Source organism: Streptomyces sp. ISL-100, assembly GCF_018614615.1.
Lineage (GTDB): Bacteria > Actinomycetota > Actinomycetes > Streptomycetales > Streptomycetaceae > Streptomyces.
This window is the reverse complement of record NZ_JAGGOK010000027.1, coordinates 1-17,006: the sequence shown is the minus strand read 5'-3', so window position 1 is coordinate 17,006 and position 17,006 is coordinate 1. Positions and strand designations below refer to the sequence as shown.

Sequence of the window (17,006 nt, the reverse complement as noted above, 5' to 3'; positions counted from 1 at the left end):
GTTCGACCTACGAGGCCGTACGACGTCCTACGACGCGCTCGGACCAACGGAGCCTGAGAAAGCCGTCGGAGCCGGGCTCCGGCTCCAGCACCGTACCGAAGGCCTCGCCGGCCCTGGTCAGCGCCTCGCACAGCCAGCCGGCGTCCGGCGCCGACGCGTGGTGCAGCGTCATCCGCCGGGCCTGCATCGGGGCGATCCGCAGAGCGGCCAGTTCGCCCGTGCCCGCGTCCAGCGACGCAAAGTACAGCAGCCGCAAGTCGTCGCGGTAGCGCTCGTACCCCGTGATGCCCTCGTAGTCGTCGATGAGGTCCCCGCAGCCGTACAGGATGAGCCTGCCCCGATAGACCTCGACCGGACGCGGATGGTGCGAGGAGTGACCGTGCACGACGTCGACACCACCGTCGACCAGCCGCCGTGCGAAGGCGATTTGGCTCCGCGCCACCGCGTACCCCCAGTTCGACCCCCAGTGGATCGAGACGACCGTCAGATCACCGTCCCGGCGCGCGGCCCGCAGCCGCCGTACGAGGGCGTCCGCGCTGCGGACCGACAGATCGGGTACGAAATCGACGCCCGGCCGGTTTTCCGTCGCCGCCCACCGTGACGGGATCCCGCTGGACGCCATCCCGCACGAGAGCACGACCACCCGCCCGCCGCCCCTGGTGGCGACCGCCACCGGCCGCCGCGCCTCGGCCACGTCCCGCCCCGCCCCGGCGGGCACGAGCCGCGCACCGTGCAGAACGTCCAGCGTCTCCTCCAGGCCGCGGTATCCGAAGTCCAGTACGTGGTTGTTCGCCAGCGCGCACACATCGGGCCGAGCAGCGGTCAGACACGGTACGTTCGCCGGGTGCATCCGGTAGTTCACGGCCTTGCCGGGAGCGAAATCGTCGCTCGTCGTGATGCTCGTTTCCAGGTTGATGACCCGGACGTCGGGTGCGACGGCATCCATCACGTCCAGCGCCGCTCCCCAGGGCCAGGTGTGGTCCACGGGCGCGGGGATCGGGCCGTTGGCGGCCTCGGCCAGCGAGACGTAATCGCGCGCGTCCCGGATGTACCCCTCACGCAGCTCCGGATCGCCGGGGTGCGGAAGGATCTGGTCGACACCCCGGCCCGGCATCACGTCGCCGCTCAGCAGGAGCGTCACCAGGGCCTGGCCCATGACCCAATTTTATCGGCTTCACGCGGTCACGGAACGTAGTGGCTTGAGTTCGATCTCGACAAATGCCAGCCATGAGCCGCCGGTGTTGACGACATCGTGTTCGCCACCCGCCGACCGGGCATACGACTGCCCGGCCCGCAACTGTGACTCGGTCACCGACCCGTCGGGCGCGACGGCGCTGATCCGGCCGTCAACCACGGGCACGACCACATAGTCATACTCGTGCACATGGCGTCCCGTACGCGTTCCGGGCTCGAAGTCCCAACGTGTGACGCGCACTTGCTCGTCTTCATGCTGCACGCTCGCACGAGCCGTTGTCGTCATCGGCCTTCTCCTCGCAGTCCGACGGTTCGCCGCGCGCGCAGTCAGGTCCCTTCCACGACTCAGCGCTGGTAGAGGCCGACCAGTGTGCCGCTGGCCAGTTGCTGCTTGTCCACGGCGGCGTGCACATCCGCGGCACTCGCGTCGTCGGCCAGATCGACAGCCTCCGAAAGCGCGTAGAGGTGGAAGAAGTACCGATGAGCCTTGTCGCCGGGGGGAGGGAGCGGACCTCCCCAGCCGGACTCGCCGAATCCGTTCATCAGGGCCTGTCCGCCGTCGGGTGTCTGTCCCGCTTCCACGCCCGTGCTCGCGGGATTGATGCCCGTGACGAGCCAGTGCACGAAGGTCCCGCTCGGCGCGTCGGGGTCCTCACACAGCAACAGCAGCTCTGACGTGCCGTCCGGCACCCCGGACCAGGACAGGGCGGGGGAGACGTTCTCGCCTTCCATGGCGTAGCGGCGCGGGATGAGCGCTCCGTCGTTGAATGCGGAACTCTTGAGTTCGATACCAGCCATGCGGAAGTGGTACCCCTCAGCGGTGCGGCTCTGCCGAGCCGGTCGGAAGATGCACCGAGTGGCGCAGTTGTTCACGGCGCGACGAGCACCGCCACCCCGGTGATCCGTCCGGCCCCCAGGTCCTCCAGGGCGTGGTCGGCCAGCCTCATGGGATAGCTCGTTACCCGCACCGTGGGGCGCAGTTTCGTCACCTCGGCGAGGTACGCCCGGCCGTCCTCGCGGGTGTTGGCGGTGACGCTGCGTACGGTCCGTTCCTGGAACAGGTGGCGGGCGTATTCCAGCGGCGGGATGGCGCTCAGGTGGATCCCGGCGATCGCGAGCGTGCCGCCCCGGTCCAGAGCCGCCAGCGCCACCGGCACCAGATCCCCGGCCGGTGCGAAGAGGATCGCGGAGTCCAGCGGCCGCGGGGGTGCGTCGGCTCCCGCCGAGGCCGCGCCCAGTTCCAGGGCCAGCTGCTGCGCCGTCGGTGAGCGGGTGACGACGTGGACGTCGGCTCCCCGCGCGATGGCGAGCTGGGCGGTCAGGTGCGCCGAGGCTCCGAATCCGTAGATGCCCAGCCGGCCGCCCGGCGGCAGGTCGGCCCGCTGAAGTGCCCGGTAGCCGATGATCCCCGCACACAGCAGGGGAGCTACTTCTTCGTCGCTCCACCCTTCGGGCAGCCGGTAGGCGAACCGGGCGTCCACAACGAGGTGGCCGGCGAATCCGCCGTCGATGTCCCAGCCGGTGTAGCGGGAGCCCGGGCACAGGTTCTCCCGTCCCGTCCGGCAGTAACGGCACTGCCCGCAGGTCCCCGCCAACCAGGCCGCGCCCACCCGGTCACCGACGCGAAACCCGTACCCGACCCCGATGGCGGGCCCGCCCGCGACCACCTCGCCGACCACCTCGTGGCCCGGCGTGCAGTGCGGTCTGCGAGGGGCCAGGTCGCCTTCGGCCAGGTGCAGATCGGTCCGGCACACCCCGCAGGCGCGCACGCGCACCAACAGCTCGTACGGCCCGGGCTCCGGAATCCCGCGCTCCACGAGCCGCAGCGGTGCGGACCCGATCGGGCCCGGGCGCTCGACCACCCAGGCGGATGTGATCGTACGCCCCGCCCCTGCGACCTCTGGTTTCACGGGCCCGTCGGAGGTCCGGCGACCGCTACCTGGGCGGGCCGCAGGAGGTGGTCACCGACCCGGTGCCCGGGGCGCAGGATCTCGGTGCAGATGGGGCGTTCCAGCGTGTCGGAATAGCTGTACGACACGGCCTCGTGCACGAACGGATCGAAGGGTTCGCCCGCCGTCCCGAACGGCTCCAGGCCCAGGGCGGCCACTTCGGACCGCAGCACCTCGGCGACGCGCTCGAAGCCGCCCTCCACCTCGCCCTGCTCGTCGGCCTCCGCAAGGGCGTCGAGCACGGGCAGGAGCCGTCCGAGTACGTTGGCCACGGCGATCTCGCGGACCGCCAGGCGATCGCGGCGTACCCGCTTGCGGTAGTTGTCGTACTCGGCCTTCACCCGCTGCAGGTCGGCCGTGCGTTCCCGCAGTTGTGCACGCAGCGCCTCCTCACGGGAGGGTTGAGGTACGAGGTCGGTCCCGCCGTGGCTGGCCGACGCCCGCTCAGCCCCCTCCGCCCGCTCGGCCTGCTCCTCGCGCCGGGCGGCGGCGCGGGTCGGAAGCGAATCCTGGGAGCCACGCCTTCGTCCGTCCCGGACGATCTCCAGCGACGGCGCACCGGGGTGGCCGCGACCGTCGGTCGGGCGATTCATCCCGCGCCTCCCTGCTGCTTGTCGTCATCGACGATCTCCGCGTCGACGACGTCCTCCTCCGCGCCGCTCTCCGCGCGCGCCCCGCTCTCGCCCGCGCCGCCCGTGGCCCCACCCGAGCCCTGCGCCTGTCCCTGCGCCTGGGCGTACATGGCCTGGCCGAGCTTCTGGGAGACGGCCGCGACCCTTTCCGTGGCCGAGCGGATCTCGGCGGTGTCCTCTCCCTTGAGCTTTTCCTTCAGCTCGGTGACGGCGGTCTCGACCTCACTCTTCACGTCGCCCGGAACCTTGTCCTCGTTGTCCTTGAGGAACTTCTCCGTCTGGTAGACGAGCTGCTCGGCCTGGTTGCGCGTCTCGGCGGCCTCGCGGCGCCTGTGGTCCTCCTCCGCGTACTGCTCGGCGTCACGGACCATCCGCTCGATGTCGTCCTTCGGCAGCGCCGAGCCACCGGTGACGGTCATCCGCTGCTCCCTGCCGGTGCCGAGGTCCTTGGCGGCCACATGCATGATGCCGTTGGCGTCGATGTCGAAGGACACCTCGATCTGCGGGACCCCGCGCGGTGCGGGCGGCAGGCCGGTCAGCTCGAACATGCCGAGCTTCTTGTTGTACGCCGCGATCTCCCGCTCACCCTGGAACACCTGGATCTGCACCGACGGCTGGTTGTCCTCGGCCGTCGTGAAGATCTCGGAGCGCTTGGTCGGGATCGTCGTGTTGCGCTCGATGAGCTTCGTCATGATGCCGCCCTTGGTCTCGATACCGAGCGACAGCGGCGTGACATCGAGCAGCAGAACGTCCTTGACCTCACCCTTCAGCACGCCGGCCTGGAGCGCGGCGCCGATGGCGACGACCTCGTCGGGGTTGACGCCCTTGTGCGGGTCCTTGCCGGTCAGTTCCTTGACCAGCTCGGTCACCGCCGGCATACGGGTCGAACCACCCACCAGGATCACGTGGTTGATGTCGGAGAGCTTGATCTTCGCGTCCTTGACCGCGTTGTGGAACGGAGCCTTGCACCGCTCCAGAAGGTCGGCGGTCAGCTGCTGGAACTGCGAGCGCGTGAGTTTCTCGTCCAGGTGCAGCGGGCCCTCGGCCGACGCACTCAGGTAGGGCAGGTTGATCGTGGTCTCGGTCGCGGCCGACAGCTCGATCTTGGCCCGCTCGGCGGCCTCGCGCAGCCGCTGCGTGGCCATCTTGTCCTTGGACAGGTCGATGCCGTACGCGTTCTTGAACTGCTTGGCCAGGTGATCCACGACCCGCTGGTCCCAGTCGTCACCACCCAGGTGCGTGTCACCGTTGGTGGCCTTCACCTCGACCACGCCCTCACCGATCTCCAGCAGCGATACGTCGAACGTGCCGCCACCGAGGTCGAACACGAGGATGGTCTGGTCGTTCTCCTTGTCCAGGCCATAGGCGAGCGCCGCGGCTGTCGGTTCGTTGATGATCCGCAGCACCTTCAGGCCGGCGATCTCCCCGGCCTCCTTGGTCGCTGTGCGCTGCGAGTCGTTGAAGTAAGCCGGAACCGTGATGACCGCGTCCGTCACGTCCTCGCCGAGATAGGCCTCGGCGTCGCGCTTGAGTTTCTGCAGTACCCGCGCTGAAATCTCCTGCGCGGTGTAGCGCTTGCCGTCGATGTCCCCGTGGTCGGGGAAACGCCACTGTGCCTCGCCCACATGGCGCTTCACCGATCGTGCGGTGCGTTCGATGTTGGTTACGGCCTGCCGCTTGGCGATCTCACCCACCAGCACCTCACCGCTCTTCGCGAAACCGACCACCGACGGGGTGGTCCGGGCGCCTTCGGTGTTGGTGATGACCGTGGGCTCGCCGCCCTCCAGCACGCAGACCACAGAGTTCGTCGTACCGAGGTCGATACCCACTGCACGTGCCATTGCCTTCTCCTCACCCTGTGCTCCACTTCCACGGCGGCGCGCCATGCCCGGGCGGAGCCGCGTGCGGCGTCATTTTCATGGTCACACGTCAGTGGCCAGATGGCTCAGAGCTGGCCACCGCGCGCACCTCCCAACCGCTCTGACCTGCGAATATGGGGGAACCTTGTTCAAAACCTGGATAAAACGCGTCGACGCGATTGTCAAGATATCCACGGTGCGACGGCCACGGTTCGTCGCTGTCGCCGGCCGGGGTGGACAGGACGGCCGGTCAGGGGTTTCTCTGGATGAACAGTCCGTCCACCTTCCCAAGGGGGCGCTGTGAACGACACGATTCAGGTCGGCGTTGACGCCACCGGACCCGACAGCTGCCGGATCACCGTGGCAGGGGACCTCGACGTCGTCGGCGCCCCGGATCTCAGAGAGGCCCTCCAGGCTGCCGTGGCCACTCGCCGGCAAGTCCTGGTGGACTGTGCGGGCCTGACCTTCTGCGACTGCTCGGGATTGAACGCCTTGCTGGCCGCGGCCCGTACGGCGAAAACGAACGGAACCGAGCTGCGGCTGTGCGCCGTCCCGCGCGCGCTGGCCCGGCTCCTGCGGCTGTCCCACACCGGCAGCGCGTTCACCATCGAGAACGAGCAGGCGGCCGTCGACGCCTGACCTTGCGGCGGTCGCCGCCCCGGAGCGGTTCTCCTCAGGGCCCTCGGGCGGTTGATCGCCAAGTTGCGTGCAGTTCGCACTAACGACCGGTGGTGAAGAGGGATATGAGTACAGGTTCAGCTCGGTCAGCGGCAGCCTGTACGTGTGGTCGAAATCGTCCTGAGCGGACCCGGCTCAGGCGACCGCGCTCAGGGTGTCCGCCAGGCGGCGGTGCGCGGCGCGAGCGGCCGGCAGGGTGGCGAGCGCGGCCGCGCCCAGCACCGCCGCCGCGCCCAGCAGGACGAGCAGCCACGGCGACGGGGTCTGCGCGATACCCGCGCCGATGCCGCTCGACCGGCCCTGGGCGTCGATCAGCAGGCGGGCGAGCGGCACTCCCAGCGCCGCGCCGACGACGGCGGCGGCCAGGGCGGTGCCGGCGACGGCCGTTACCGTCACGGCGGTGATCTGGCGCGGAGACAGTCCGACGGCCTTCAGCGCCAGCAGGTCCCGCTCGCCCTCCCGTACGCTGCCGCCGATCACCGTCGACAGTTCGGTCAGCCCGATCAGGGCGAGTACGGCGATCAGTCCGAGTACGACGCCGCGCAGCGGGGCCGGACCCCCGGCCGGGTTGGTCACTTCGCGGATGTCCAGCCGGCCGTCCGACGCCCCGGTCAGTGCCGCGCCGACGGCGTGCGGGTCCGCGCCGGGGCGCAACTGGAGCTGATAGAGCGCCGGCCGGAGCCCGGGGTCGTTCTCCCGCAGTGTGTCGAGCGAGGTCGAGATGACGCGGCCGGAGTTTTCCGGCTCGATACTGCGGCCGACGATGTGCAGGATCTGCGGGCGCCCGCCGACCGTCATCCGTATCCAGTCACCGACCTGTACGTCCAGCAGGTCCAGCAGCCCCTGCCCGGCCACCGCCTCGTCGGGTCCCTGCGCCGGGCGGCCCGCTGCCAGCGTGAACGGATACGGCTCCTCGCGGGTGCCGAGACCGCGCAGCGCGATCGTCCCGGTCTGGCCCGGTACCAGCGCCGTCACCTCCACGCCCGGGTGGGCGGCCCGGACCCGGTCGTCGGCTTCGAGCAGGGCGCGCGCCTCACGGTCGTCGAGTCCCTTGTCCGCGCGGGCCGTGAGCGCGGCCGCGAGACCGAGCTGTTCGGGCTTGCTCTCGAAGCGCTCGACGGTCGTCCACGCGCTGAGGGCGACCGTGATCAGCACCAGCGGCAGGGCGAGGCGCGCGATCGTGGCCATCGAGCGGGGACTGCGGGTGAACGTCCGGTGCAGGCCGAGGACGAGGGCCGGCGGCAGCCGCAGCCCCAGCGCCCTGCGGGCCGGACCGGAGAGCCGGCTCCCGGCGGGACCGGCCGACCGCAGCACGGGCACGGGCGAAACCCGGCCCGCCCGCCAGGCGGCGAGACACGTGGTGGCGCCGATGAACAGCACCGCACCGACCGGCACCGCGAGCAGCGCCGCGGCATGGCCGGGCAGTCCCTGCCACACCCTGACCGCGTCGCCGAGCCTGCCCGGGATGCCGCTGCCGAGCGTCTCGATGAGTACGGTCGCCAGCACGGTGCCCAGCAGCGCGAACGCCACGTGCTGGGCGAGGAAGACACGTACCACCTGGCCGGGTGTGAAGCCGATCGCCTTCAGTACGGAAATGTCCCGCAGATGACCCCGGATCCGGGTGCTGATCGCGCCGAACACGGCCAGCGCCGCGGCGAGCAGGGCGCCCAGCCCGAAGAGTCCGAGGACCTGGCCGAGCAGCCGGGTGTCGCCCTGCGCCTCGGCGCGCGCCTGCTGCCAGCTGGAGACCTGTGTGACGGCCCCGGCACCGAGCTCGGTCACGGATCGCTGTACGGCGTAGTCCGTGTCGCCGGGGTCGCTCAGCCGCAGCCCCACGACCTGTCCGGTGCGCTCGCCCGTCCGTTCCACGACCGACGGCAGCGCCCAGACGGTGCCGGACCGCTCTCCGGGGCTGTACCGGGGCTCGGCATGGTCCGCGACACCGAGCACCGTCAGGGGGCGCGGGCTGCCCGGGAGGGTAAGCCAGTCGCCGGTTTCCACCCACAGGGCGCGGGCGAGATCCCTCTCCAGTACGACGCCGTCAGGCGTGCCGGGGTCCAGCCACCGCCCGGAATCCAGGAGCGGACGCCCGGTGGTGGGCGGGGTGTCATCGGCGCCGCGGAGTTCCACGGTCGCGCGGGTCCCGCGCGACTCCACCGTGGCGGACGCGGTGCGGTAGGGGCCCGACACGGATTCGACGCCGTCCAGCGCGGCGAGCCGGGCCGCGTCGGCGGACGGGCCGGTGTGGATCCACAGGTGAGCGCCGTTGGCCCGGGTGAAGACGCGCTGCCAGGGGTTGGTGGCGTAACCGAACAGCGCGGTGGCGAGCAGCAGTGAGGCGATGATTCCGGCGGTGGCGAGGACGATGAAGAGCGCTTCACCGCGATGCGTACGCAGATCGGCGTGCGCCCAGCGCAGGGTGGCTCGCACGGCTCAGTCCTTCAGTTCGAGCACGGAGGATATGCCCGTACCCGGCGATCCCGTGGCGTCGTCGAGCTCCGCGTCGTCGGCGATCCGGCCGTCGTAGAAGCTGATCACGCGATCCGCGGCGCTGGCGAGCCGCGCGTCATGGGTCACCAGGACGATCGTCTGGCCGCGCTGGTGGAAGCGGGTCAGCAGCCGCATCACCTCACGGGTGCCCTTGCTGTCGAGGCTTCCCGCCGGCTCGTCGGCGAGCAGCAGCCCGGGGTGGTTGACCAGCGCCCGCGCCAGTGCGACGCGCTGCTGTTCACCGCCGGACAGCTCGCCCGGCATGCTGCGCGCCTTGCTCTGAAGTCCCAGCTCCGCCAGCAGGCTCTCGCGCTCGGCGCGGGCCCGCTTGGGGGACGTACCGGCGAGCAGTGCGGGCAGCTCGACGTTGTCGGCGACGGTCAGGTTCGACACGAGGTTGAAGAACTGGAAGACGATGCCGATCCTGCGGCGGCGCTCCACCGCCCAGCGGGCCTCGCTGTAGGAGTCGGTGCACGCGCCGTCCAGCCAGATGCTGCCGCTGTCCGGCCGCTGGAGGCCGCCGAGCAGATGCAGCATCGTGGACTTCCCGGCGCCCGACGGTCCGGTGACGGCGACGAACTCACCCTGCCGTACGGAGAGATCCACACCGCGCACGGCACGGACCGGCGCGCCCTCGCCGTGGTGGGTCTTGACCAGGCCCTCGGCGCGCAGAGCGGGAACGGGGGTGTCGCTCATTCCAGCTCCTCCTGGCAGCGTTCCAGCCAGTCGAGGTCGGCCTGCAGATGCAGAATGGCGCCCTCGACGAGCAGATGGGCGATGGGGTTTTCCCGGTTGTCGGCGGCGGCCAGCTTCGACAGATTGCGCATGGTGTTCAGGTACTGACGGCGCTGTTTGTTGATCAGCGCGATCTGGTCGGCGAGGCCGGTCCGGGGAGCGAGGGCGAGCTTCATGAAGAAGTCGTCCCGCACCCGAGGCTCGTCCGAGGTCTCCTCGAACCAGACCTGCAGTGCTTCCCGCCCGGCATCCGTGAGCCGGTAGACCTTCTTGTTGGGCCGGCTCGACTGGGCGACCTCTTCGCCCTCGATCAGGCCCGACTTCTCCAGCCGTCCCAGAGTCACATAGATCTGGCCGACGTTCGGCTGAGGGTACTCGGCACCCAGCAGTTGCTCAAGGTCCTGTTTCAGTTCGTAACCATGGGCGGGTCCGCGTGCGAGAAGAGCCAGGAGGGGCAGCCGCACTCGTGCTCTCCTCCTTTGCGTCGTCTGCATGCCTGTTGCACAGTGATTCTGGCCGCGGTTCGCAGTGTGGTCCGGATCGCCTCGTCATTCTGTCGCAGGCCCTAGTATCGCCCATGCCTAACGGGTATACATGGCCCGTCACGCCGAGGGTGCTCGGCGCCGGTGTACAGGGAGGAACCTATGCGGTGGATACGTGCCGCCGGTAGGGGCCTGCTGGTCGCCGCGGTCGTCGTGGCGGGATACGTCGCCCCGGACGCGCCGGGGGGCGGGGCGCGCGACGACGGGCGCGGCCCGATGACCCTCGCCACGGCCGGGGACCTCACGGACTACCTCGGCCCGCTGCTGGACGGCTGGAACCGTACGCATCCGGACGAGAAGGTCACGCTCGTCGAGCTGCCCGACTCCGCCGACGAGACCCACGCGCAGATGGTCACCGGACTGCGCTCGGACCGGGGCCGGTTCGACATTCTCAATATCGATGTCGCCTGGACCCCGGAGTTCGCCGCCGCCGGATGGATCTCCCCGCTCGACCGGGACCGCTTCCCGCTGAAGGGCTTCCTGCCGCCGGTGGTGGGCACGGCGACGTACGACGACAAGCTGTATGCCGTTCCGTACGTCACGAACGCAGGGATGCTCTTCTACCGCAAGGACATCCTGGACCGGGAGGGCGAACGGCCCCCGCGCACCTGGCAGGAGCTGGAACGCCAGGCGCGCACCATCGCCCCGAGGCACGGGCTCGGAGGGTACGCCGGTCAGTTCCTGCCGTACGAAGGGCTGACCGTCAACGCGGCCGAGGCGGTGTACTCGGCGGGCGGCAGCATCCTCGGCGACGAGGGGGAGCGCGTCACCGTGGACTCGGCCGCCGCCCGGGACGGACTCGGCTTCCTGGCCCGTGGCGTGCGCGACGGGTGGATCCCGCGCGAAGCGCTGACGTACAAGGAGGAGGAGTCCCGGGAGGCGTTCCAGAACGGCCGGCTGCTCTTCCTGCGCAACTGGCCGTACGCCTACGCGGGAATCTCCGGCAAGGACTCCGAGGTCGCGGGGAAGTTCGGCGCGGTGCCGCTGCCGGGTGCCGACGGGCCGGGCACCAGTGTGCTCGGCGGCTCGAATCTCGCGGTCAGCGCTGATGCCCGGCACCCGGAGTCGGCGGCCGATCTGATCGCGTATCTGACCAGCGAACCGGTGCAGCGCAAGGTGCTCACCGAAGGCGCGCTGCCGCCTGTGCTGGCGGATCTGTACGGGGATGCCGATCTGGTACGGAAATATCCCTATCTGCCGGCCCTGCGCACAAGTGTGCTCGCGGCCGCGCCGCGTCCCAAGAGCCCGCGCTACGACCAGGTGAGCCTGGCCGTGCAGGCGGTCGTACACGACGCGATGACGCAGCAGCAGTCGCCGGCGGTGGCTGTGCGCAGGCTGGCCGAAGAGCTGGCCGCCATCGCGCGTCGCCAGGGCTGAGCCCATCCCGCTAGTTACTTGTTAGGTAGATGGCAGACCTGCGAACGTGCCTGTGCTCAAGTCAAATCCGGGCATAATACCCCAACTTTGCGCAGCTTTCTGTTCAGTCGTTGACACCCTCTCGTCACGCCTACTTAACATGCATGCATAACAGCGCGGCCCACCTCTTCTGGTCTTCTGGCCGCGCGCACCCCTTCACGTAGAAACAGGTCAACGGGTGATGCACAACTGGTGGCGCGACGCGGTGATGTACCAGGTGTACGTCCGTAGCTTTCTGGACAGCACGGGGGACGGCATCGGCGACCTCGCCGGCGTCCGCGCGGGACTGCCGTACCTGAAGAAACTCGGGGTCGACGGCATCTGGCTGAGCCCCTTCTATCCGTCGCCCCAGCACGACCACGGCTACGACGTCGCCGACTACTGCGATGTTGACCCGGTCTTCGGAGACCTCGGCGAGTTCGACCGGCTGGTCACCGGCGCCCGGCGGCTCGGCATCAAGGTGCTGCTCGACATCGTCCCCAACCACTGCTCCAGCGAGCACCCGTGGTTCAGCGAGGCACTCGGCGCGGGGCGCGGCAGCGCGGCGCGTGCCCGCTTCCACTTCGCCGAGGGGCGCGGCCCGGGCGGCGAGGAGCCGCCCAACAACTGGCACGCGATGTTCGGCGGTCCGGCCTGGAGCCGGGTCACCGAGCCGGACGGCAGCCCCGGCCAGTGGTACCTGCACATGTTCACGCCCGAGCAGCCGGACCTGAACTGGCGCAACCCCGAGGTCGGGGCCCACTTCGACCACGTGCTGCGCTTCTGGCTCGACCGCGGCGTCGACGGCTTCCGCATCGACGTGGCCGCCGGACTCTTCAAGCACCCCGAACTGCCCGACTCGCCGGACCCCGAGGCCGACGCCCGCACCCGCGACTCGGTCAACCCGCTGGCGTGGAACCAGCCCGAGGTGCACGACGTGTGGCGGCACTGGCGGTCGGTGTGCGAGGAGTACACCGCGCGCGACGGCGGGGAGCGGCTGCTGGTCGGGGAGGTGTCCGTACCGACGACCCGCGAACACGCCCTGTACGTACGCCCCGACGAACTGCACCAGGCCTTCTTCTTCGACCTGCTCAGCGCCCCCTGGGACGCCGACCACTTCCGCAAGGTCGTATCCGAGGCCATGCAGGACATCGCCGGCACCGGCTCCACCGTCACCTGGGTACTCAACAACCACGACCAGGTCCGCACCGTCACCCGTTACGGCGACCACGGCACCGAGGGCAGCGGCCTCGGCACCGCCCGAGCCCGCGCCGCCGCACTGCTGATGCTGGCGCTGCCCGGCGCGGCGTACCTCTACCAGGGCGAGGAACTGGGCCTGGCCGAAGTGCTCGACCTGCCCGACGAGGTGCTCACCGACCCGATCTTCCGCCGCACCGGAAGCCGGGCGCGGATACGCGACGGCTGCCGGGTGCCGCTCCCGTGGTCGGGCCACGCCTCACCGTTCGGCTTCAGCGCGGACGCCGTGGACGTCAAGCCGTGGCTGCCGCAGCCGGACTGGTTCGCCGAGCACGCCACCGACCGCGCGCTCGCCGACACCAGCTCCTTCTGGCACCTCTACCGCGACGGGCTTCAGCTGCGCCACAGCCTGCCGCAGCTCGGTGAAGGCACCCTGCGCTGGCTGGAGAGCGCTCCTGGAGTGCTGTCCTTCGTCCGCGGTGACGGCCTGGTCTGCGCCGTCAACTTCGGGACCGCCCCGGTGCCCGCACCGGTCCCCGGCGCCCCTCTGCTGGCCAGCGGGCCCTGCCCGGCCGGCCTCCTCCCCGGATCCACCGCCGCCTGGTGGATCAGCGACGACACCTCCCACAACACCGACACCGACGACTCGATGGGACTTTCACGATGACGCAACGACGCACCACCACCACGCTCGCGTGCTGCACGGCTCTCGTCCTCGCGCTCGGCGCGACCGCCTGCGGCGGCGGCCCCGTCACCACCGCGGGCGGCGGCGACAAGGCGCTCAACGGCCAGACGATCACCGTCGCCGGTGTCTGGTCGGGCACCGAGCAGAAGAACTTCCAGAAGGTGCTCGACGCCTTCACCGAGAAGACCGGCGCCAAGACCCGGTTCGTTTCCACCGGGGACAACGTCTCCACTGTCGTCGGCAGCAAGATCGAGGGCGGCAACGCCCCCGACGTGGTGATGGTGCCGCAGGTCGGCGTACTGCAGCAGTTCGCGAAGAACGACTGGCTGGAGCCGCTTTCCCGTACGACCGAGGAGTCCGTCGACACCAACTACGCCAGTGTGTGGAAGAAGTACGGCACTGTCGGCGACGACTTCTACGGCCTGTACTTCAAGGCCGCCCACAAGTCGACCGTCTGGTACAGCCCCGACGCTCTCGACCAGGCCGGCGTCAAGCCGCCGACGACGTACGCCGAGATGCTGAAGTCCGGCCGTACCGTGGCGGATTCGGGCCTTTCCGCCTTCTCGGTCGCCGGTGAGGACGGCTGGACGCTCACCGACTGGTTCGAGAACATCTACCTCTCCCAGGCCGGCCCCGAGAAGTACGACCAGCTCGCCGCCCACAAGATCAAGTGGACCGACCCCACCGTCGTGAAGGCGCTGACCACTCTCGGCAAGCTCTTCTCCGACAAGCAACTGATCAACGGCGGCCAGAAGGGCGCCCTGAGCACCGACTTCCCGGGCTCGGTCGAGAAGGTCTTCGGCCCCGAGCCCGAGGCCGGGATGGTGTACGAGGGCGACTTCGTCGCGGGCATAGCGAAGGACCAGTTCGGCAAGAAGCCCGGTGAGGGCGTCTCCTTCTTCCCCTTCCCCGCGGTCGAGGGCGGCGAGGCACCGGTGGTCAGCGGCGGCGACGCGGCGGTCGTCCTGAAGGACGGCAAGAACCAGAAGGCCGCCATGAAGTTCCTCGAATACCTGGCGAGCCCCGAGTCGGCCGCCGTCTGGGCCGGGGCGGGCGGCTTCCTGTCCCCGAACAAGAAGGTCGAACCCGCCGCCTACGGTGACGACACCAGCCGGAAGATCGCCAAGTCGCTGACCGACGCGGGTGATTCGGTGCGGTTCGACATGTCCGACCAGGCGCCGGCGTCCTTCGGCGGCACCAAGGGCACCGGCGAGTGGAAGATCCTCCAGGACTTCCTGCGCGACCCGTCCAACCCGCGCTCCACCGCGAACCGGCTGGAAGACGCGGCAGCCAAGTCGTACGAAGGCTGAGGCGGACCGTCATGACCACGGTCACCGCACCCGGCACAAAGGGAGGGCCCGGCACAGTGAAGGGCCCCCGACCGGACGACAGGCACGACAGGCATACGGACCACCGGCGCCGCGCCCGGCGGCGCATGCGGATCGTAGCCGTGGCGTTCGTACTGCCCGCGCTGCTCCTGCTCGGCGCCCTCGTCGTCTACCCCGTCCTGTTCTCGGTCGGCCGGAGCTTCTTCGACGCCCCGGGTACCCGCTTCGTCGGCGGCGAGAACTACGCAGAGATATTCCGCGACCCGGCCACACTCACGGCCATCCGTAACAGCACCATCTGGGTGGTCGTCGCTCCGACACTGCTCACCGGGCTCGGGCTCATCCTCGCCGTGCTCGTGGAGAAGGTCCGCTGGGCCACCGCGTTCAAGCTGCTGCTGTTCATGCCGATGGCTGTTTCCTTCCTCGCCGCGGGCATCATCTTCCGGCTGGCGTACGAGGAGGACCCCGACAAGGGCGTACTCAACGCGACCGTGGTCGGCGTGCACGACGCCTTCCAGGGCGCCTCCTCCTACCCGACCGCCCGCGCCCGTGAGGGGCAGGGCCTGACCAGGGCGGCTGACGGCTCGTACGGTACGGACCAAGCGGCCTCCCCTGGCAGTACGGTCAACCTCGGGCTCGTCGGCGTACAGCCCAAGGAGCTTCCCGCCGGGGCGAAGGAGGCGCTCCCCGGCGCCAAGCAGCAGGCGGGCCGCGACGAGTTGCGCGGAGTCGTCTACCTGGACTTCGCGCCGGGCGGCGGTGGCAAGCAGGGCGCGGTCGACAAGGCCGAGAGCGGACTGCCGCAGATGCGGGTCGAGGCCGTACGGGACGGGAAGACGGTCGCCACCGCCAACACCGCGGCCGACGGCTCCTACCGGTTCCAGGATCTGGCGCCGGGTTCGTACACCGTACGGCTGCCGGCGGCGAACTTCGCCCAGCCCTACGAAGGTATTTCGTGGCTCGGGCCGGCCCTCGTCACCCCGGCCATCATCGGGGCGTACCTGTGGATCTGGACCGGCTTCGCCATGGTGCTCATCGGCGCCGGGCTCTCCACCCTGCCGCGCGACACGCTCGAAGCGGCCCGGATGGACGGCGCCAACGAGTGGCAGGTCTTCCGCAAGATCACCGTGCCGCTGCTCGCGCCGGTGCTGACCGTGGTGTTCGTGACCCTGGTGATCAACGTGATGAAGGTCTTCGACCTCGTCTACATCATCGCGCCGGGACCGGTGCAGGAGGACGCCACCGTACTGGCCACCCAGATGTGGCTGGTGTCCTTCGGCGGCGGTAACAACCAGGGCCTCGGCAGCGCGCTCGGCGTCCTGCTTCTCCTCCTGGTGATCCCCGCCATGGTCTTCAACGTCCGCCGCTTCCGCAGGAGCCAGTCATGAGCGCCGCCACTGCCACCGTCCCCGCGAAGGAGCAAAGGCCCGCCCCGGCGACGCCGGTGCGGGGACGTCCGGCCGGGCGGCTGAGGCGTTGGCTGGGCAACGGCCTGGTCCAGGCGTTCCTCGTCGTCGTCAGCCTCGTCTGGGTCACCCCGCTCGCCGGGCTCTTTCTCTCCTCGATGCGTACGACGCAGGACAACTCGGCGAGCGGCTGGTGGACGGTCCTGACCAGCCCGGGGCAGTTGTCCTTCGACAACTACTCCACTCTGCTCGGCAACGCGGGCATCACCCAGGCGTTCTGGAACACCGTGCTGATCTCGGTGCCCACCACCACCCTCGTCGTGGTGATCGCCGCACTCGCCGGATACGCCTTCGCCTGGCTGGAGTTCCCGGGCCGGGACTGGCTGTTCCTGCTGGTGGTCGCGCTGCTGGTGGTGCCGGTGCAGGTCGGGCTGCTGCCGGTGGCGAAACTCTTCGGCCAGCTGGGTCTGTTCGGCACGATCCCGGGCGTGGTGCTCTTCCATGTGGCGTACGGGCTGCCCTTCGCCGTCTTCCTGCTGCGCAACTACTTCGCCGAGATACCGCGCGAAATGCTGGAGGCCGCCCGGATGGACGGCGGCAGCGAGTGGCGGATCTTCACCCGGCTCGTCCTGCCGGTGGGCCGCCCGGCCATCGCCAGCCTGGCGATCTTCCAGTTCCTGTGGGTGTGGAACGACATGCTGGTGGCGCTGCTCTTCGCCGACAGCTCCGCCCAGCCGCTCACCGTGGAACTGCAGTCGCAGATCCGCCAGTTCGGCAGCAACATGGACGTGCTGGCGCCCGGAGCGTTCCTCTCGCTGATCGTGCCCGTGGCGGTCTTCTTCGCCTTCCAGCGGCACTTCGTGCAAGGGGTGATGGCAGGCTCCGTCAAGTGACGCGGATACGCCCCCGGCCCCGG

General features: G+C 69.8%; 15 protein-coding genes. 6 read left to right on the top strand and 9 right to left on the bottom strand.

Annotation, left to right across the window (positions count from 1 at the left end):
• Positions 1 to 7 precede the first annotated feature (7 nt).
• From J7E89_RS12020 to dnaK, 6 genes are all read right to left on the bottom strand, one after another.
• Positions 8 to 1,156: a CapA family protein gene (locus J7E89_RS12020; RefSeq protein ID WP_214972557.1), complete on the bottom strand. Its 1,149-nt coding sequence runs from the start codon at positions 1,154 to 1,156 to the stop codon at positions 8 to 10.
• An 18-nt stretch (positions 1,157 to 1,174) separates the two neighbouring features.
• Positions 1,175 to 1,480: a cupin domain-containing protein gene (locus J7E89_RS12015; RefSeq protein ID WP_214972554.1), complete on the bottom strand. Its 306-nt coding sequence runs from the start codon at positions 1,478 to 1,480 to the stop codon at positions 1,175 to 1,177.
• A gap of 59 nt (positions 1,481 to 1,539) precedes the next feature.
• Positions 1,540 to 1,992: a YbhB/YbcL family Raf kinase inhibitor-like protein gene (locus J7E89_RS12010; protein WP_214972551.1), complete on the bottom strand. Its 453-nt coding sequence runs from the start codon at positions 1,990 to 1,992 to the stop codon at positions 1,540 to 1,542.
• Positions 1,993 to 2,063: 71 nt separating this feature from the next.
• Positions 2,064 to 3,056 (bottom strand): zinc-dependent alcohol dehydrogenase family protein, encoded by a 993-nt coding sequence (locus J7E89_RS12005; protein WP_308315444.1) that lies wholly within the window; start codon positions 3,054 to 3,056, stop codon positions 2,064 to 2,066.
• Positions 3,057 to 3,100: 44 nt separating this feature from the next.
• A complete protein-coding gene (gene grpE / locus J7E89_RS12000; RefSeq protein ID WP_214972548.1) occupies positions 3,101 to 3,736 on the bottom strand; it encodes a nucleotide exchange factor GrpE in 636 nt (211 codons plus the stop codon).
• Positions 3,733 to 5,616, bottom strand: coding sequence for a molecular chaperone DnaK (dnaK, locus tag J7E89_RS11995; protein ID WP_214972545.1), 1,884 nt, complete (start codon positions 5,614 to 5,616; stop codon positions 3,733 to 3,735). The genes grpE and dnaK overlap by 4 nt, the downstream gene beginning before the upstream one ends.
• Positions 5,617 to 5,934: 318 nt before the next feature.
• On the opposite strand from dnaK, the gene J7E89_RS11990 reads away from it, so the two are divergent.
• Positions 5,935 to 6,273, top strand: coding sequence for an STAS domain-containing protein (locus J7E89_RS11990; RefSeq protein ID WP_214972542.1), 339 nt, complete (start codon positions 5,935 to 5,937; stop codon positions 6,271 to 6,273).
• A 174-nt stretch (positions 6,274 to 6,447) separates the two neighbouring features.
• On the opposite strand, the gene J7E89_RS11985 is transcribed toward J7E89_RS11990, so the two are convergent.
• The 3 genes from J7E89_RS11985 to J7E89_RS11975 are packed head-to-tail and all read right to left on the bottom strand — an operon-like array spanning position 6,448 to position 10,001.
• Positions 6,448 to 8,742 carry an FtsX-like permease family protein gene (locus J7E89_RS11985; RefSeq protein ID WP_214972539.1) on the bottom strand — a complete coding sequence of 765 codons (2,295 nt, stop codon included), beginning with the start codon at positions 8,740 to 8,742 and terminating at the stop codon, positions 6,448 to 6,450.
• Between the two features lie 3 nt (positions 8,743 to 8,745).
• Positions 8,746 to 9,498 (bottom strand): ABC transporter ATP-binding protein, encoded by a 753-nt coding sequence (locus tag J7E89_RS11980; protein ID WP_214972536.1) that lies wholly within the window; start codon positions 9,496 to 9,498, stop codon positions 8,746 to 8,748.
• Positions 9,495 to 10,001: a PadR family transcriptional regulator gene (locus J7E89_RS11975; RefSeq protein WP_214972534.1), complete on the bottom strand. Its 507-nt coding sequence runs from the start codon at positions 9,999 to 10,001 to the stop codon at positions 9,495 to 9,497. The genes J7E89_RS11980 and J7E89_RS11975 overlap by 4 nt, the downstream gene beginning before the upstream one ends.
• A gap of 180 nt (positions 10,002 to 10,181) precedes the next feature.
• Between J7E89_RS11975 and J7E89_RS11970 the strand changes: the two genes are divergently transcribed.
• The 5 genes from J7E89_RS11970 to J7E89_RS11950 all read left to right on the top strand — a co-directional run bounded on the left by J7E89_RS11970 (position 10,182) and on the right by J7E89_RS11950 (position 16,983).
• Positions 10,182 to 11,456: an ABC transporter substrate-binding protein gene (locus J7E89_RS11970; protein WP_214972533.1), complete on the top strand. Its 1,275-nt coding sequence runs from the start codon at positions 10,182 to 10,184 to the stop codon at positions 11,454 to 11,456.
• A gap of 220 nt (positions 11,457 to 11,676) precedes the next feature.
• The gene (locus tag J7E89_RS11965) at positions 11,677 to 13,338 is read left to right on the top strand and encodes a glycoside hydrolase family 13 protein (protein WP_214972531.1); all 1,662 of its coding nucleotides are present in this window, start codon (positions 11,677 to 11,679) and stop codon (positions 13,336 to 13,338) included.
• The gene (locus J7E89_RS11960; RefSeq protein ID WP_214972529.1) at positions 13,335 to 14,666 is read left to right on the top strand and encodes an ABC transporter substrate-binding protein; all 1,332 of its coding nucleotides are present in this window, start codon (positions 13,335 to 13,337) and stop codon (positions 14,664 to 14,666) included. The genes J7E89_RS11965 and J7E89_RS11960 overlap by 4 nt, the downstream gene beginning before the upstream one ends.
• 11 nt (positions 14,667 to 14,677) lie before the next feature.
• The gene (locus tag J7E89_RS11955; protein ID WP_214972528.1) at positions 14,678 to 16,072 is read left to right on the top strand and encodes an ABC transporter permease subunit; all 1,395 of its coding nucleotides are present in this window, start codon (positions 14,678 to 14,680) and stop codon (positions 16,070 to 16,072) included.
• Positions 16,069 to 16,983 carry a carbohydrate ABC transporter permease gene (locus J7E89_RS11950; RefSeq protein WP_251060432.1) on the top strand — a complete coding sequence of 305 codons (915 nt, stop codon included), beginning with the start codon at positions 16,069 to 16,071 and terminating at the stop codon, positions 16,981 to 16,983. Before J7E89_RS11955 ends, J7E89_RS11950 begins: the two co-directional genes overlap by 4 nt.
• Positions 16,984 to 17,006: the final 23 nt, after the last annotated feature.

Bases quoted from the DNA above. Each gene is read 5' to 3' on its own strand.
- J7E89_RS12010 (WP_214972551.1), bottom strand. From the start codon at position 1,992: ATGGCTGGTATCGAACTCAAGAGTTCCGCATTCAACGACGGAGCGCTC.
- J7E89_RS11950 (WP_251060432.1), top strand. From the start codon at position 16,069: ATGAGCGCCGCCACTGCCACCGTCCCCGCGAAGGAGCAAAGGCCCGCC.
- grpE (WP_214972548.1), bottom strand. From the start codon at position 3,736: ATGAATCGCCCGACCGACGGTCGCGGCCACCCCGGTGCGCCGTCGCTG.
- J7E89_RS11970 (WP_214972533.1), top strand. From the start codon at position 10,182: ATGCGGTGGATACGTGCCGCCGGTAGGGGCCTGCTGGTCGCCGCGGTC.
- dnaK (WP_214972545.1), bottom strand. From the start codon at position 5,616: ATGGCACGTGCAGTGGGTATCGACCTCGGTACGACGAACTCTGTGGTC.
- J7E89_RS11965 (WP_214972531.1), top strand. From the start codon at position 11,677: ATGCACAACTGGTGGCGCGACGCGGTGATGTACCAGGTGTACGTCCGT.
- J7E89_RS11955 (WP_214972528.1), top strand. From the start codon at position 14,678: ATGACCACGGTCACCGCACCCGGCACAAAGGGAGGGCCCGGCACAGTG.
- J7E89_RS11980 (WP_214972536.1), bottom strand. From the start codon at position 9,498: ATGAGCGACACCCCCGTTCCCGCTCTGCGCGCCGAGGGCCTGGTCAAG.
- J7E89_RS12015 (WP_214972554.1), bottom strand. From the start codon at position 1,480: ATGACGACAACGGCTCGTGCGAGCGTGCAGCATGAAGACGAGCAAGTG.
- J7E89_RS11960 (WP_214972529.1), top strand. From the start codon at position 13,335: ATGACGCAACGACGCACCACCACCACGCTCGCGTGCTGCACGGCTCTC.
- J7E89_RS12020 (WP_214972557.1), bottom strand. From the start codon at position 1,156: ATGGGCCAGGCCCTGGTGACGCTCCTGCTGAGCGGCGACGTGATGCCG.